We start from the raw sequence: 14469 nt of genomic DNA on the forward strand, positions 1-14469 counted from the left end.
CATGCGGGTCGTCGCCTGGCTCGTCGAGGGAACCTGGCCCGCGTGCGTGGACGCGGTCCGCGGCCACGCGCCGCACGCCACCGACGTCGTCCTGCTGCACGTCACCGAACCGGGCGTCCCGGGCCTCGCGCACGGCGCCTTCGCCGGACTGCTCGGCCGCGGCCGCTCGGAGCCGGACCCCGGCGACCGTCTGGAGGACCTCGGGAACTCCTCTGCCGCCCGTCTCCTCGACGCGGCGGCCGAGCGCCTGGCCCGCCCCTGCACCCGGCTGGAGCGGACCGGGCGCGCCGAGCGGGAAGTGATCACCGCCGCGAAGGGCGCCGACCTGCTCGTCCTGGCCCGCGACGGCGACCGCGCCCACCTCGGCCCCCGCAGCCTGGGCCCGGCCGGCCGGTTCGTGGTCGACCACGCCCCCTGCCCCGTGCTCCTGGTCTGGCCGGAACCGGCCCCGGACGTCACGACGCTGCCGCCTCCGCCACCCGCCTGATACCCGGCCACGGACTTTGGCCGCGGCTGCCACCCGGCCTCGTCACGCTCAGCGCAAGCCCGCCCGGAACGCTCCGGGCGGCGCCCCGTAGCGTTCGCGGAAGACCCGGTTGAAGTGGAACGGGCTGGTGAAACCGGAGGCCGCGGCCACCCGTTCGACGGGTAGCCCGGTGGCTTCCAGCAGCCGGGCGGCGTGCAGGAGCCGGGCCTCGCGCAGGGCACGCATCGGCGAGTGGCCCAGCTGTTCGGTGTAGAGGTGCGCGAAGCGGGACGGGGAGAGCGAAACGGCCGCGGCCAGCGAACGGACGGTGTGCGGCGCGCTGGGATCGGCGGCGATGAGGGCCTCGGCCCTGCGGACACGCGCATCGATGTCAAGGCGCGGCCGCTCCGCCCGGGCGGTGGCCAGCAGAACGATCTCCTCCAGGCCGCAGAGGGCCAGTTCGCGGGCGGCGGTGCCGTGCGCGACGGCGATCTCGCCGCGGGAGGGCCCCGCCGCGTCGGGCGGTGTGCCCTCGCCGGTCCAGCGGGCGTCCGCGAGCATCCGGCGAAACGCCGCCTCGACGCGTTCCGGGCCCTTGACCGGGCCGACGGCGTAGAGCCGGTCCTCCAGGGCGTACGGACGCAGCCAGCCCGACCAGGACGGCCTGGCCTGGCAGTGCACCCACCAGAACGCCCAGTGCGTGGCGCCCGGTTCGACGGCGTAGCGATGCGGTGCCCCGGGACCGAGGACCACCAGGTCGCCGGGCCCGGCAGCCGCCCGCGCCGCACCCTGTTCGAGCCGGCCGCGTCCGCCGGTGGTCCAGGTGAACAGCCAACTGTCCGCGCCCAAGGGTCTGTTGACGCCGTAGCCGGGCTCCTGGTCGAACCGCCCGATTGTCACCAGGCCCGGCGGTGGCGACGGATCAGCAGTCTCGGGCAACTCGTCAGCACGCACAGGCATCCTCCCGCTCGGTGTACCGGCCTAGCGTGAGGCACCTAACCACCGGTGAGAAGGGATGGTCGCATGACAGGCACGGACAGGGTCGGGGACGGGCTGCGGGACTTCGAGGAGCAGGGCTTCGCCGTGGTGCGGGGGCTGTTCACGCCCGCCGAGATCGACGAGTTGTGCGCGGAGTTCACCGCGCTGCGCGCCGCCGGGCCGGTGCCGGGGCACTTCGAGCCCCGTACGACCGGGGAAGGCTCCTCCACCGATCCGCTGCACGCCTTCCCGCGGGTGATGCACCCGCACCGCATCAGCGCGCTGTCCCGGCGCCTGCTGCTCGAACCCCGGCTGCGGGACGTCCTGGAGGCCCTGCTGGGCGAAGAGGTGCTGGCCGCGCAGAGCATGTTCTACTTCAAGCCGCCGGGCGCGCGCGGGCAGGCGCTGCACCAGGACAACTTCTATCTGCGTGTCGATCCGGGCACCTGCGTGGCCGCCTGGATCGCCTGCGACGTGATCGACCGGGAGAACGGCGGCCTGGAGGTCGTGCCGGGCACCCACCGCATGGACCTGTTCTGCCCGGAGGAGGCGGATGTCGAGATGTCGTTCGCGCGGGAGTACGTTCCGCCGCCGCCCGGCCTGGCCGCGGTGCCCGTCGACATGGCGCCGGGCGACGTGCTGTTCTTCAACGGCAGCCTGGTGCACGGCTCCGGCCCCAATCGCACCGCCGACCGCTTCCGCCGCTCGTTCATCGGGCACTACGTAGGCCGCTCAACGCAGCGCATCGGCGGCTACTACCGCACGCTGACGATGAGCGGCGCCCCCGTCACCCTGGCCGAGAGCGAGGGCGCGGGCCCGTGCGGCACGGAGTTCGCGCCCGCCGCCCCGCACTGAGCGGTTGCCCCGGTACAGCGCCACGTCGGGCATCGCGTCCCGGAACCGGGCCCGGGACGCGATGCCCCCGCTTGCGGAAGATCCGGTACGACCACGCGCGGCCCCAGGAACGCCGCCGCCTCGCCATCGCGAACGCCGTCCCGACCCCCGCGAACACCAGCCCGATCCCCCCGAAGATCAGCGGCAGAAGCCACAGCGAGGCGAAGCCGTTGATCCGCGCGTCCCCCGGGGAGTCGGCGCGGTACAGCACCTCGACGTGTTCGCCCCGGTCGTACGACGGTGGATTGGAGCCCGTCGAGCTCCGGAACGTCCGCAGCCTGCCGTCCGCCGAGGTGAACTCGACCACCGGGTACGCCACGGGCCTGTCGTCCTCCCGTGCCTTGCGGGATGCGCCGTTGTGGTCGTTGCGTCACTCCAGCGCCACCACCGTGCCCGGGGCACGCTCCGCGTCGGCCAGGAACGAGACCGACACCCCCGCCAGGATCAACGCGACGGTCAGGAACAGCGCCCCGAACGCGATGGCCCCCCACATGACCCATCGACGGGCGTCCCGCCCCCGCATCCGAACCCGAACCTGCACAACGTCCCTCTCACTTGTCCGGAGGGGGACGCTGTCCCAGGCACCCGGGCCCCTGGACGGTCGGGCTCCGGCAGACGCTCCAGCCGTCTCGGCGCGGCGTCATGAGGTGAATGAGAGGATCGCGTCGGCGACCGCTCTGGGGTTCTCCAGCAGCATGGCGTGCGTGCCGTCGATCTCCACGACCGTCACCTGAGCGCGTTCTGCGGCCAGTTCGGCGAGGTCGCGGGCAAGTCCCTTCGCGTAAGCGGTCATCAGCTCGTCGAACCACTCCATGCCCGGTCTGGACGGCACCGCGCGCAGTGCGCGCCCGAGCAGCAGTGGGCGGTTCATCCGGCGGAAGAGGGCGAAGAGGTCGAGCGAGTCGACCGCGTCCAGCACGTCCCGGGCGTGCGCGCCCATCGGCCGCAACTCCGGTCGCCCGTCGGGGCCCTCGTGGACGGCGCGCAGGAGACCCGTCTCCAGCAGCTCGTAGGGGATGCCCAGCGCTCGGGACGTCTCACGCTCCCGGGCGAGCATTTCCTGCAGGCCGCAGGCCGGGAGCGAGCGGCCCGTCATCGCCGCCGCCAACTCCCGCACCCGGCCCAGGCCTTCCTCGACCTCTGCCCGTTCCAGACCCACATACTGGCCGGGGTGGCCCCACCCGTAGCCGTCCAGGTCGACCGCGCCGGGGGTGACGTCCGGGTGCGCCAGCGCGTACTGGACAGCGATCATGCCGCCGAGCGAGTGCCCGACGGGCAGCGCGGCGGGGATGCCGTACTCCTCCATCACCGCCTCGATGTCCGCGAGGACGCCGGGGAAGGTCCAGGCCCCGGAAGGCGAGAGCCCGTGTCCGCGCAGGTCCACGGCGAGCACCCGGTGGCGGGGCACAAGGAGCGGGGCCACGGCGGCCCAGTCGGCGAGGGTGCGTCCCGCTCCGTGCAGCAGGAGCAGGGGCGGGCCGTCACCACCGTGATCATGTACGGCCAGGGGAAGAGACTCTCCGGTCATTTCCTGACAATAAGGCCTTTGGTCGGGGATCCGTCGGCGTGAGGATATGTAGGGCTCGCGCGAATCAAAATCTGTCTTTGTCAGAGTAGACATTGGCCGAGCACGTGGTTAGAGTTTCTTTCATCGACACAGTCGGAGATGCCCGGCAGACACGAACTGGCGGGAAAGCACGCGCAGTAACGCAGTACGAGTTCTGACACGTACCGATTCACCAGAAACAGGACGGAGGGAGTAAACGCCATCAGGATCGCCCGGCCGGAGAGCGTTCGGACCGGGCATCGCAAGGCCCCGGAACGGAAGGTGGTCCCCGGTCACGCAATCTCGATCCCCGTACTCCCTGCCCTCTCCTGGGCCGGGCGACGGAGACAGAAGGTCGGCGCGTCAATAGCGCCGACGGATGGTGTTCAATTTCCCTCGGGGCCCTGGTGCCGTACGGCATCAGGGCCCCTCGACGCGTGGCAGCACGAGGTGACATGACAGGTGACATGACAGCAGACAGTCCACTGAGCGATCGTCTGGACGACGACGACTACCCCGCGTACACGATGGGCCGGGCCGCGGAGATGCTCGGCACCACCCCGGGGTTCCTCCGGGCCATCGGCGAGGCCCGGCTCATCACTCCGCTCCGCTCCGAGGGCGGCCACCGGCGCTACTCCCGCTACCAGCTGCGGGTCGCCGCTCGCGCCCGCGAGCTGGTCGACAGGGGAACCCCGGTCGAAGCCGCATGCCGCATCGTCATCCTTGAGGATCAGCTCGAGGAGGCACAACGCATCAACGCCGAGTACCGCCGCACGGCGAAGCAGGCGTCGGACGGTTCCCGGTCCGCCTGAGCACCGTCGGCCGAACCTCCGGTGCGCGCGATGGGATCACCGGGCCCTCCGGTCGGGCCCGGGCCCCCTAGGAGGTGCTTGAAAGTCCCGCACAGCACCCACAGCACCCACGGCACCCGGCACGCACCCTCGCCGCACCGGCCGAAGCCCCAAGTACGTCCAGTACGAGAGCCTTCGTCCGGCACGCCGAGGGCACGCACCGAACACCGCGGACACCGCACAGGATTTCAAAACACCCCCCAGCCCACGAACCGGGCGAAACCCCTGGCGCACAGCCGGGCCCAGCCGCGCTTGACGCCTGCCGCCGCAGACGCTTGGATCTTGTGCGTGCCGGGCCGCGCGCCCGGCACCAGAGGTGCGCCCAGCCGGTAGCGGACGAGAGTCCAAGCCCGGACCGAGTCGCCAGGACCCAGGAGCGTCCGAGGCGGGGTCGTACTCGCCATTGATGGAGCGGACATGCCCGTCAAGCGTGTTGCCCGCGTCGAACGTGTCGCAGCGGCCGCCTTGCTGGCCGCCCTGATGACGGTCGCGGGCTGCGGCTCCGGTGGGGACACCACCACCGACTCGTCGAAGAAGGCACCGACCCCCGCCGCCGTGCGTCTGCCCCCGGCGCACGCAGGTTTCGACTACCAGATCGGCGGCGCCTACCCCCCGCCGTCCGACGTCCGCATCGTCAGCCGCGACCGCGCGTCCTCCCCCGCGCCGGGCCTCTACAACATCTGCTACGTCAACGCCTTCCAGGTCCAGCCGGACGAACGGGACGAGTGGCCCGCCGACCTGCTGCTGCACGACGGGCAGGGCAAGCCGGTCGTCGACCGCGACTGGGACGAGGTGCTGCTCGACATCGGCACCCCGGCGAAACGCGAACGCGTGGCCGCCCGGATCAACGAGTGGATCGACGGCTGCGCCGACAAGGGCTACGACGCCGTCGAGCCCGACAACTACGACAGCTACACCCGCTCCCACCGCCGGCTGACCGCGGACGACGCCACGGCCTTCATCACCCTGCTCTCGGCGCACGCGCACACCCGCCATCTGGCCATCGCCCAGAAGAACACCGCGGAACTGGCCGGGCTCAGGTCCAGGAACGGGCTCGACTTCGCGGTGGCGGAGGAGTGCGCCGAGTGGGACGAGTGCGGGACGTACGCGAAGGCGTTCCACGACCGCGTGCTCGTCGTCGAGTACACCGACAGCGGTCTTCGCAAAGCCCTCTCGGACTTCGGCGACCGGCTGAGCATCGTGCGCCGGGACATCAAGGTGTCGACGCCCGGCAGCGAGGGATACGTCCGCAAAACCCGCTGACGGGAGGCGTGCAGGGCCCTTCCCGGGCCCACACTTCGCTGCGCCGGCGCCGGTCACGACACGGCCCGCGGCGGCACCTGCGCGGACCGCGGCCGGTGCATACTCATATCCGCCTGCCGCCGGTTGAGCGGGCTCGTACGAAGCGGACGTATCAAGGGACATGCCGACATTCATGGCCGACGGGCGCGAGGACAGCGTGCCGGTGACCACCGTGGAGAAGCCGCCGCGCCGTGGAGTCCGGCTGCTTCGCCACCGGCGGTGGCTGTTCGCTCTCGCCGTGGTCGCGCTGCTGGCCCAGATGGCGGTGGCGATGGTCACGACGGCCGTACAGCAGACACCGACCATCGACGAACCCGTGTACGCGGGCACGGCGGTGGTCTACGCGCAGCAGCACAACCTGCACTTCAACCCGGAGCATCCGCCGCTGGGCAAGCTGATCATCGCGAGCGGGCTGGTCCTCGCCCACCCGCATCTGGAGGCCGGTCTCGGTGGCGACCAGGGGGAACTCGGACGGCGTCTGCTGTACGAGTCGGGCAACGATCCCTGGCGGCTGATGCTGTGGGCGCGGCTGCCGGTGATCGTGCTGACCCTGGGGTTCGGGCTGGTCGTCCTCGCCTTCGCCCGTGATCTGGTGGGCCCCGCGGGCGGGTTGGCGGCGCTGGCCCTCTACACGTTCTCCCCCGATGTCATCGCGCACGGCTCACTGGCCACGCTCGACGTACCGGCGGCCGGTTTCGTGCTGACGTCGGTCTGGCTGCTGTGGCGGGCGGGCCGGCGCCCGCGCCTTTACCTCCCGCTCGCCGGGGTGGCACTGGGTGCGGCCCTGGCCACGAAGATGAGCACCTTGACGGCGGTCCCGGTGCTGCTGCTCCTGGTCGTCGTGTCCGTCTGGCGGGCCCGCCGCTCCCCCAGCCTCGACGCGCGCGCCAAGCTGCGGCTCCTCGCGCTCGGCGCGGCGACGGCGGCCGCGGTGGCGCTGATCGCCGTGGCCGTGGTGTGGGCGACGTATCTCGCCGTCGATCCGCGGCTGCGCTGGTCGACTCCGGCGAACGTGCCCACCGTGCACGGGTTGCGCGGGCTGGTCATTGACTGGATGCCGTTCCCGCGGCCGTACCGGGACGGGATGCGCGTCCAGTTCGGCTTCGAGTACGCGACCTGGGAGGGGTTCCTCTTCGGTCGGCTCTACCGCGGGTCGCTCTGGTACTACCTGCCGGCCGCACTGCTGGTGAAGACGCCGCTCGGGATGCTCGTGCTGTGGGCGGCCGGTGCCGCGGCGCTCCTGGCGGTTCGCCGGCTGCGGCCCGCAGCGCCGTACCTGCTCCTCCCGCCGGGTGTGCTGCTGGTCGCGGCGATGTTCGGGTCGCGTGACCTCGGCGTCCGGTACGCGATCTTCGTGCCGATGTTCCTGGCGGTCGCGGCCGCCGGTGTACTCGCCGTGCGCCGCCGTTGGACTCACGTGGCCGGTGCTGCGCTGATCCTGTTCGTCGCGGTCAGCTCGCTGCGCACGTTCCCGTATTACCTGCCGTACTCCAACGAGGCGTTCGGCGGCACCGCGAAGACCCATCTGCGCCTGCACGACTCGAACGTCGACTGGGGCCAGGATCTGGGACGGCTGGCCGACCGGCTCCGCGAGCGCTACCCGGGCCGGAAGGTCTGGCTCGTCTACAAGGGCAGCGGCGTGCCGGCGTACTACGGCATCGAGGCGTCCGATCCGCGCAAGGCGCCGCCGGGCGAGGTACACGGACTGCTCGTCGTCTCGGACTCCTCGGTCGCCAAGGCCCGGGGCCGGCTGGCGACGCTGATCGCCACCAGCACACCCATCGACCAGGTCGGCCACTCCGTCACGATCTACCACCGCCCTTGAGGGGCCCGCGCCGCAGTCGGGCTACGGGAGTTCCTGCCCTCAGGTGACCGTGCGGCGTGGGAGCGGCGCGACCGCGCGACGGGTCCCGCATCCTCGACTCGCGCAGGACCGGCACTCGGCCGGTCGCAGCCGTGCGAGGAGGATCCGGTGCCGAAACGCCCCCCGTCCCTCAGGACGCTCCGTGCCACATCTCGCGGGAGGCTCCGCGCCTCCGCAGTGGGGACGGTGCTGGCGGCCGCACTCGGCTGGGCCGCCCTCGGCCCGGCCCCCGCACAAGCCGCACACCCCGAACCCGCCCCGGGGCCCGTGGCAGCCGCTCCCGCTCCCGGCACGCTCTGTGCGCACGCGGGCACGCTGAAGGGCAGAGATGGGCAGCGGGCCGACGTCAGCCTGTGCGTGAGCACGGGGAGCCGGGTCATGACCGTGTCCGCCGCGGCCACGTGCGGGCGGGTCGGCGAGTCCGTCCGGTATGCCTGCGGGACCTCGGGAAGCTGGACGGTGCGGCGCGCGGGGAAGCACCTCGCCGCGGGCCCGCTGCCCGGCGGAACGGAGTACCCGGGGCCGGCGGCCTACCGCGTCAGCGGCGCCGTCCACGTCCGGTCGGCGCCCGCGGGGATCGACCTGAGCGGGCCCGTCCACGCCACGCTGACCCTCGTCGAGCCGAAGCCGGTCCCCACCCACCGCATCGGGGTCGACCGGCGCGTCGTACGGGCGAACGCCACGACCACGCTGACGTACACCGTCTCGCGCGACAGCGAGCAGGGCGACGGCAGCGCCCGCCTGGGGCTCATCGGCGACGAGACGTCCGGCGTGGAAGTGACCACGAGGGATCCCCGGTGCATCAACCCGCTCGTCGGCCGCTATCCGTCGACGGCGCGCAACATGTACGCCGTCGACTGCACCCTCACCGACCTCCAGCCGGGTCATCCCTCCACCGTCGTCGTGCGGGTGTCCGTCAGGAAGACGTGCAGCACTGTGGTGTCCAAGCTCGGCTACTGGATGCCCCAGGGCCGGGGCTCGACCGCCGGCGGCATGATCACCGGACCCACCGTCACCTGCGAACGGTCACGCGTCCTCTGACGAGTCGGAACCCGTCACCAGCAGGTCCAGTGCCCGCTCCCATTGGAACTCCCCGCGCCCGCCGCTCTCCGGCTCCCCGGCGTAGGGGTCGCCGAAGCGCACGCCCATGCCCCGCAGCCGCTCGACGCTCGCCCGGTACGCCGGGTGGGCGGCGAGTGCCTCGTTCACACAGGGCAGGACGGCTATGGGCACCCCGAGGCCGTACGCCTCGCACAGGGTCCCGAGCGCGAGCGTGTCGGATATCCCGGCGGCCCACTTGTTCACGGTGTTGAAGGTGGCGGGCGCGACGACGACCGCGTCGGGCGCCGGGAAGGGGCGCGGGTCGCCCGGTGCGCGCCAGGCCGACCGGATCGGCCGGCCCGTCCGGGTCTCGACCGCTGTCGCGTCGAAGAACCCGAGGCCCTGCGGGGTCGCGATGACGCCGACCTCCCAGTTCCGTTCCTGGGCGGCGGTGATCAGCTTGCCGATGTCCTCGGCGATGCCCGCCGCGCAGACGACGACGTAGAGGAAGGGCTTCCCGGCGTGTTCGGTCACGCGGAAACCCTAGTGAAGCCGGGGGAATCCACGTGAGGGCGGCCCTCGGTTCGCGATCGCTCCTCCGCGGTGCGCGATCCGTCCGCGGTCACCGGACGGGGAAGGTCCTCCCGCGTTCCGCCTCGGCACGCGGTCCGAGGATGCGGCGTTCCTTCTCCTCGATGGGTACGTCGTTGATGCTCGCCTCGCGCCGCGTCATCAGTCCGTGCTCGTCGAACTCCCACAGCTCGTTGCCGTACGAGCGCCAGCACTGCCCGTCGGCGTCGCGGGACTCGTACTGGAAGCGGACGGCGATGCGGTTGCCGTCGAAGGCCCAGAGGTCCTTGCGCAGGGCGTACTCCTGCTCGCGGGCCCACTTCGCCGTAAGGAGCTCGACGATCTCGGCGCGGCCGGTGACGAAGGTGTCGCGGTTGCGCCAGACCGAGTCCTCGGAGTAGGCGAGCGAGACCTTGTGCGGGTCGCGGGTGTTCCAGGCGTCCTCGGCGGCCTGGACCTTCTGGAGCGCGGTCTCGCGGGTGAAGGGCGGCAGGGGCGGGCGGTCGGTCATGGCTCATCCTCGGCGTCGACAGGAGAGAACGTACGTTCTCCGGTATCGCTGCTACCGTAGAGAACGCGCGTTCTCGCGTCAAGGTCGTCACGCCGTCAAGGTCGTCGAAATCGTCAAGGAGTGGCCCTCATGGACAGCACGGTCGCCCGGGAGCAGGCCCTGGACGCAGCGGAGGAGCTGTTCTACGGCCGCGGCATCCAGGCGGTCGGGATGGATGCCATTCGCGGTGCGTCGGGCGTCTCGCTCAAGCGGCTCTACCAGCTCTTCCCCACCAAGGACCAGCTGATCGAGGCGTACCTGGAGCGGCGCGACGTGCGCTGGCGCGAGCGGCTGGCCGCGCACGTCGAGGGCCACGAGGACCCCGAGGAGCGCATTCTCGCCGTGTTCGACTGGCTGCGGCAGTGGTTCGGTGAGCCCGACTTCCGCGGCTGCGCCTGGGTCAACGCGTACGGCGAACTGGGCGCCACCTCCCCCCGCGTGGCCGCCCAGGTCCGCGCCCACAAGCAGGCGTTCCACGACTACCTGGCCCGGCTCGTGACCGATGCCGGGCGGCCCGACGCCCTCGCCGACCAGCTCTTTCTGCTCGCCGAGGGCGCCATGGTCACGGCCGGGATCAACGAGAGCGCCGAACCTGCCGGGCAGGCCCGGCAGGCCGCCCGGCTCCTGCTGCGGGCTTCTCGATAGCCCGCGCGGCGTCCCGAACCCGGCTACCGCGCCTCGGTGACGGTGATCGCCTGGACCGGGCAGGCCCGGGCCGACTCGCGGACCATCGGGTCGCCGCCGCCGTCCTCGCGGCCCGGCAGCAGTTCGCTGAAGCCGTCGTCGTCCTGTGTGAAGACGCCGAGCGCGGTGAGCGCGCACTGGCCGGCGCCGATGCAGACGTCCTGGTCGATGGTGATGCGGAGTGTCATGGTCCAGGGCCTCTCACCAGGTCACGGGGAGTTCCAGCATCCCCTGGATCGTGTCGCCCGGTTTGAAGGGGATGTCGTCCACCGGTGCGGCGAGCCGCAGTCCGGGCAGCCGCTGGAACAACGCCAGCAGCGCGATCTCCATCTCGGCGCGCGCGAGGTTCTGGCCGAGACACTGGTGGACGCCGAACCCGAACGCGACGTGGTGGCGTGCCGAGCGGTGCCAGTCCAGGGCGTCGGGCTCCGCGAAGGTGGCCGTGTCGCGGTTGATGACGGAGGTCGAGAAGACGACGCCCTCGTCGGCCCGGATCGTGGTCCCGGCCACCTCGATGTCCTCGGTGGCCACGCGCAGCAGCCCGTCGGCGATCGAGAGGAAGCGCAGCAGCTCCTCCACGGCCGCGGGCATCAGCGCGGGGTCGGCCCGCAGTTCGGCCAGCCGCTGCGGATGCCTGAGCAGCGCGAACGTCCCGAGGGAGATCATGTTCGCGGTCGTCTCGTGACCGGCGACCAGGAGAATCGTCGCCAGCGAGATCAGCTCCGTGCGGTCCACCGCCCCCGCGCGCAGCTGTTCCCGGATGAGGTCGTCGAGGAGCCCGTCGCCGGGATCCTTCTCCTTGCGGTCGATCAACGCGCCGAAGTACGCGTCCAGTTGGTCGCGTGCCTCCTGGGTGTCGGCCGGAGCAGGGCCGCGCAGCAGCCGGCGCGACTGCGCCTCGAAGAAGTCGTGGTCGGCGTACGGGACCCCGAGCAGGGCGCAGATCACCATCGAGGGCACGGGCAGCGCGAAGGCGCTCACCAGCTCGGCGGGCGGGCCCTGCTCCTCCATGGCGTCGAGGAGCCGGTCGACGGTCTCCTGAATGCGCGGGCGCAGCGCCGAGATCCGTTTGAGGGTGAAGTTCGGGACCAGCATGCGGCGCTGGGTGTGGTGCTCGGGGTCGTCGACACCGAGCAGCGCGATCCGGCGGCTGCGGGCCGCCTCGAACCGCTCCGTGGTCGCCGGGAACGCCGGGAGGGTGCGGTCGGAGGACAGACGCGGGTCGGCGAGGAGTTCACGGGCGGCGCCGTGCCCGGTCACCACCCATACACCGCGGCCGTCGTACAGGGTGATCCGCGACAGCGGACGCTCCTCGCGCAGGGAGTCGTAGGCGGCGGGCGGGTGGTAGGGACACGTGCGGTCCTGGGGGAAGGCAACGGGTTCTGTCATGAATGACCTCGCAAGCGATGGTTCCCTCTTGCCGATCTTCATTAGATGCCCAGGGCATCTAACAGAACCACCCGAAGTTCGGCCACATCCACCGGACGCATGATCTGGCCGAACCGCGTCGGCGGACGGCCGTGCCCGATGCCGGAGACCGTGCAATGGCGGTACCTCCGTCGTCCGCACCGGCGGTGAACGCATCACGCCCCTGCCGGTTTTCGTTGCTTCCGGGCCGTCCGAACGGCCGAAGCCGGCCGGGTCCGGGCGCGTTCCTTATTCGGTTGCACGGACAACTGCAGGCGCCGCAGGATCTGCTCATGACCACGACCGAAGCCTTCCTGCCGCCGACCTCCGCCACCGCTGTTCCGGCGCGGGTCCAGCAGCAGCCCGGCCGCCCACGGAGGCCCGCGCTTTCCCGGTCATGACCGCCGCGCTCGTCGCGGGGCTCCTCGCGGGCTACGGCATCGCCGTGCCTGTCGGAGCCGTGTCGACCTACCTCGTCTCGCTCACCGCTCGCACGACCCTGAGAATCGGCATGTGCGCCGCGCTGGGCGTCGCGACCGCCGACGGGTTGTACGCCCTGATCGCCACGCTCGGGGGCTCCGCGCTCGCCGCCGCACTGCAACCCGTACTGGTCCCGCTGCGCTGGGCCTCCGCCCTGGTGCTGGCCGCCCTCGCGATCCGGGGCGCGGTGACTGCCGTCCGCCACTACCGCGACCGGCAGCTCGCCGCCCGCAGCGGCCGGGACCCGGCACGCCCCGCACGGGCCTACCTGGCGCTGCTGGGCATCACCCTCCTCAACCCCACCACCGTCATCTACTTCACCGCGCTGGTCCTCGGCAGCCGCGGCGCGGACGCTGTGCGCCCGCTGGAGCAGGGGGTGTTCGTCCTCGCCGCCTTCGCCGCGTCCGCGAGCTGGCAACTGCTGATCGCCGGGGGCGGGGCGCTGCTCGGCCGGGCCCTGACCGGGCACCGGGGGCGGCTGGTGACCGCGGTCGCGTCCAGCGCCGTGATCATGATGCTGGCGGTACGGATGCTGCTGTCGCCGCCATGACCACGAACCGTCCGCGGCACTTTCCTCGTCCGCCCTGTCACATTTCCCCGCCGGGACGGGTCAGAGCATTGGCAGCCCGCACAGTGCGGCAGCCACCGGGACCTTCTCAGAGGAGACAGCGACATGCAGGCACGGATGAAGAACCCCGCGATGATCCTTCCCGGCGCGATGGAGGCCATCCAGGGGCTCTACAAGGCCACCTACAAGGGCGGCGTCCCGCAGCAGACCCTGGAACTCGTCCACCTGCGCGCCAGCCAGATCAACGGGTGCAGCGCCTGTGTCGACGCCGGAGGCAAGGGCGGGAAGAAGGCGGGCCTGACCGACGAGCGGCTGTGGTCGGTCGCCGCCTGGCGCGAGGCGCCGTACTACTCGGACGCCGAGCGGGCGGCCCTCGCGCTGGCCGAGGAGATGACCCGCCTGGGCGACCGCACCGGCGACGCGGTGTCGGACGAACTGTGGGACGAGGTCGCCGACCACTACGACGAGCAGCAACTCGCCGCGCTGATCCTGTGGATCGCGACGACGAACTTCTTCAACCGGCTCAACGCCACGATCAAGGAGCCCGCCGGGGCCACTTGGGGATGACGGTGTCCACGGCCGCCGGCGGGGAGGGGCGAGGATGATTCGCGTGGGTACTGGTGTTGCATGCTGACGGGGGAACAACATCGGTACTCGTACGAACGCGACGATGGGACAAAAGACATGCCTCTTGAGGGCGAGTACGAACCCAGCCCGACGCAGTGGGTACGTGAGCAGGTGGAGCTCTACGAGAGTTCGGGCGGCACCAAGGGACTGAAGCTCGGCAGCGTCATGCCCGTGCCGCCGGAGCTCGCGGACCTGCCCGTCATCATCCTCACGACCCTGGGCGGCAGGAGCGGCAAGATCCGCAAGACCCCGCTGATGCGCGTGGAGCACGAGGGCAGCTACGCCGTGGTGGCCTCGCAGGGTGGCGCGCCCAAGCACCCGGTCTGGTACCACAACATCGTGGCCAATCCGCAGGTGGAGCTCCAGGACGGACCCAAGCGCCAGGACTTCACGGCCCGTGAGGTCACCGGCGAGGAGAAGGCCGTGTGGTGGGAGCGCTCGGTCGCGGCGTATCCCCCGTACGCGGACTACCAGGAGAAGACGGACCGCGAGATCCCCGTCTTCGTCCTGGAGCCGACCGGCTGACCTGCGCCCACGCATGCAGGGAGGGCCGCGCCCAAGTGGCGCGGCCCGGTGGCCCGTCTCGGTGGCCGTCACCGCGATCATGACGCCGCCGGCGGGCAGCTCCGCCATCAACCGCC

The 14469-nt window shown here is 71.6% G+C and carries 17 protein-coding genes and 1 pseudogene; 10 read left to right on the top strand and 8 right to left on the bottom strand.

Annotated features, from left to right (window positions below):
• Window position 1 precedes the first annotated feature (1 nt).
• On the top strand, window positions 2-487 hold the full coding sequence (locus ABZS97_RS11310) for a universal stress protein (RefSeq protein WP_356136174.1): 486 nt from the start codon (window positions 2-4) through the stop codon (window positions 485-487).
• 48 nt (window positions 488-535) lie between these two features.
• On the opposite strand, the gene ABZS97_RS11315 is transcribed toward ABZS97_RS11310, so the two are convergent.
• Window positions 536-1426 carry a helix-turn-helix domain-containing protein gene (locus tag ABZS97_RS11315; protein ID WP_356136178.1) on the bottom strand — a complete coding sequence of 297 codons (891 nt, stop codon included), beginning with the start codon at window positions 1424-1426 and terminating at the stop codon, window positions 536-538.
• Window positions 1427-1489: 63 nt separating this feature from the next.
• On the opposite strand from ABZS97_RS11315, the gene ABZS97_RS11320 reads away from it, so the two are divergent.
• Entirely contained in the window at window positions 1490-2299 is an 810-nt protein-coding gene (locus ABZS97_RS11320) for a phytanoyl-CoA dioxygenase family protein (RefSeq protein ID WP_356136181.1), read from the top strand.
• Here the strand turns inward: ABZS97_RS11320 and ABZS97_RS11325 are convergent.
• The 3 genes and pseudogenes from ABZS97_RS11325 to ABZS97_RS11335 all read right to left on the bottom strand — a co-directional run.
• Window positions 2232-2672 (bottom strand): annotated as a pseudogene (locus ABZS97_RS11325) (DUF3592 domain-containing protein); the annotation flags it as partial. The gene ABZS97_RS11320 and the pseudogene ABZS97_RS11325 sit on opposite strands and share 68 nt — an antisense overlap.
• A gap of 36 nt (window positions 2673-2708) precedes the next feature.
• On the bottom strand, window positions 2709-2831 hold the full coding sequence (locus ABZS97_RS11330; protein WP_356136183.1) for a hypothetical protein: 123 nt from the start codon (window positions 2829-2831) through the stop codon (window positions 2709-2711).
• A 147-nt stretch (window positions 2832-2978) separates the two neighbouring features.
• Entirely contained in the window at window positions 2979-3866 is an 888-nt protein-coding gene (locus ABZS97_RS11335) for an alpha/beta hydrolase (RefSeq protein WP_356136185.1), read from the bottom strand.
• A 485-nt stretch (window positions 3867-4351) separates the two neighbouring features.
• Here ABZS97_RS11335 and ABZS97_RS11340 point away from each other — a divergent pair, with 485 nt between their 5' ends.
• From ABZS97_RS11340 to ABZS97_RS11355, 4 genes are all read left to right on the top strand, one after another.
• Window positions 4352-4696: a MerR family transcriptional regulator gene (locus tag ABZS97_RS11340; protein WP_356136187.1), complete on the top strand. Its 345-nt coding sequence runs from the start codon at window positions 4352-4354 to the stop codon at window positions 4694-4696.
• A gap of 456 nt (window positions 4697-5152) precedes the next feature.
• On the top strand, window positions 5153-5998 hold the full coding sequence (locus tag ABZS97_RS11345) for an endo alpha-1,4 polygalactosaminidase (protein ID WP_356136189.1): 846 nt from the start codon (window positions 5153-5155) through the stop codon (window positions 5996-5998).
• Between the two features lie 298 nt (window positions 5999-6296).
• Entirely contained in the window at window positions 6297-7862 is a 1566-nt protein-coding gene (locus ABZS97_RS11350) for a phospholipid carrier-dependent glycosyltransferase (RefSeq protein ID WP_356136217.1), read from the top strand.
• Between the two features lie 417 nt (window positions 7863-8279).
• Window positions 8280-8942 carry a hypothetical protein gene (locus ABZS97_RS11355; RefSeq protein WP_356136191.1) on the top strand — a complete coding sequence of 221 codons (663 nt, stop codon included), beginning with the start codon at window positions 8280-8282 and terminating at the stop codon, window positions 8940-8942.
• Here ABZS97_RS11355 and ABZS97_RS11360 read toward each other — a convergent pair.
• Window positions 8928-9476, bottom strand: a complete 549-nt coding sequence (locus ABZS97_RS11360; protein ID WP_356136193.1) for a flavoprotein — start codon at window positions 9474-9476, stop codon at window positions 8928-8930. The genes ABZS97_RS11355 and ABZS97_RS11360 overlap by 15 nt on opposite strands.
• Before the next feature lie 88 nt (window positions 9477-9564).
• Window positions 9565-10023: a nuclear transport factor 2 family protein gene (locus ABZS97_RS11365; protein WP_356136195.1), complete on the bottom strand. Its 459-nt coding sequence runs from the start codon at window positions 10021-10023 to the stop codon at window positions 9565-9567.
• A gap of 129 nt (window positions 10024-10152) precedes the next feature.
• Here ABZS97_RS11365 and ABZS97_RS11370 point away from each other — a divergent pair, with 129 nt between their 5' ends.
• A complete protein-coding gene (locus ABZS97_RS11370; RefSeq protein ID WP_356136197.1) occupies window positions 10153-10707 on the top strand; it encodes a TetR/AcrR family transcriptional regulator in 555 nt (184 codons plus the stop codon).
• A 23-nt stretch (window positions 10708-10730) separates the two neighbouring features.
• On the opposite strand, the gene ABZS97_RS11375 is transcribed toward ABZS97_RS11370, so the two are convergent.
• Window positions 10731-10934, bottom strand: a complete 204-nt coding sequence (locus ABZS97_RS11375; RefSeq protein WP_356136199.1) for a ferredoxin — start codon at window positions 10932-10934, stop codon at window positions 10731-10733.
• 13 nt (window positions 10935-10947) lie between these two features.
• Window positions 10948-12135 (bottom strand): cytochrome P450, encoded by a 1188-nt coding sequence (locus tag ABZS97_RS11380; protein ID WP_356136201.1) that lies wholly within the window; start codon window positions 12133-12135, stop codon window positions 10948-10950.
• Between the two features lie 415 nt (window positions 12136-12550).
• On the opposite strand from ABZS97_RS11380, the gene ABZS97_RS11385 reads away from it, so the two are divergent.
• From ABZS97_RS11385 to ABZS97_RS11395, 3 genes are all read left to right on the top strand, one after another.
• Window positions 12551-13183, top strand: a complete 633-nt coding sequence (locus tag ABZS97_RS11385) for a LysE family transporter (protein ID WP_356136203.1) — start codon at window positions 12551-12553, stop codon at window positions 13181-13183.
• A 123-nt stretch (window positions 13184-13306) separates the two neighbouring features.
• Window positions 13307-13768, top strand: a complete 462-nt coding sequence (locus ABZS97_RS11390; protein ID WP_356136205.1) for a carboxymuconolactone decarboxylase family protein — start codon at window positions 13307-13309, stop codon at window positions 13766-13768.
• Window positions 13769-13885: 117 nt separating this feature from the next.
• Complete coding sequence (locus tag ABZS97_RS11395) at window positions 13886-14353, top strand: nitroreductase family deazaflavin-dependent oxidoreductase (protein ID WP_356136207.1); 468 nt, start codon at window positions 13886-13888, stop codon at window positions 14351-14353.
• Window positions 14354-14469: the final 116 nt, after the last annotated feature.

It is taken from the genome of Streptomyces sp. NPDC005485, assembly GCF_040606085.1.
GTDB lineage: Bacteria > Actinomycetota > Actinomycetes > Streptomycetales > Streptomycetaceae > Streptomyces.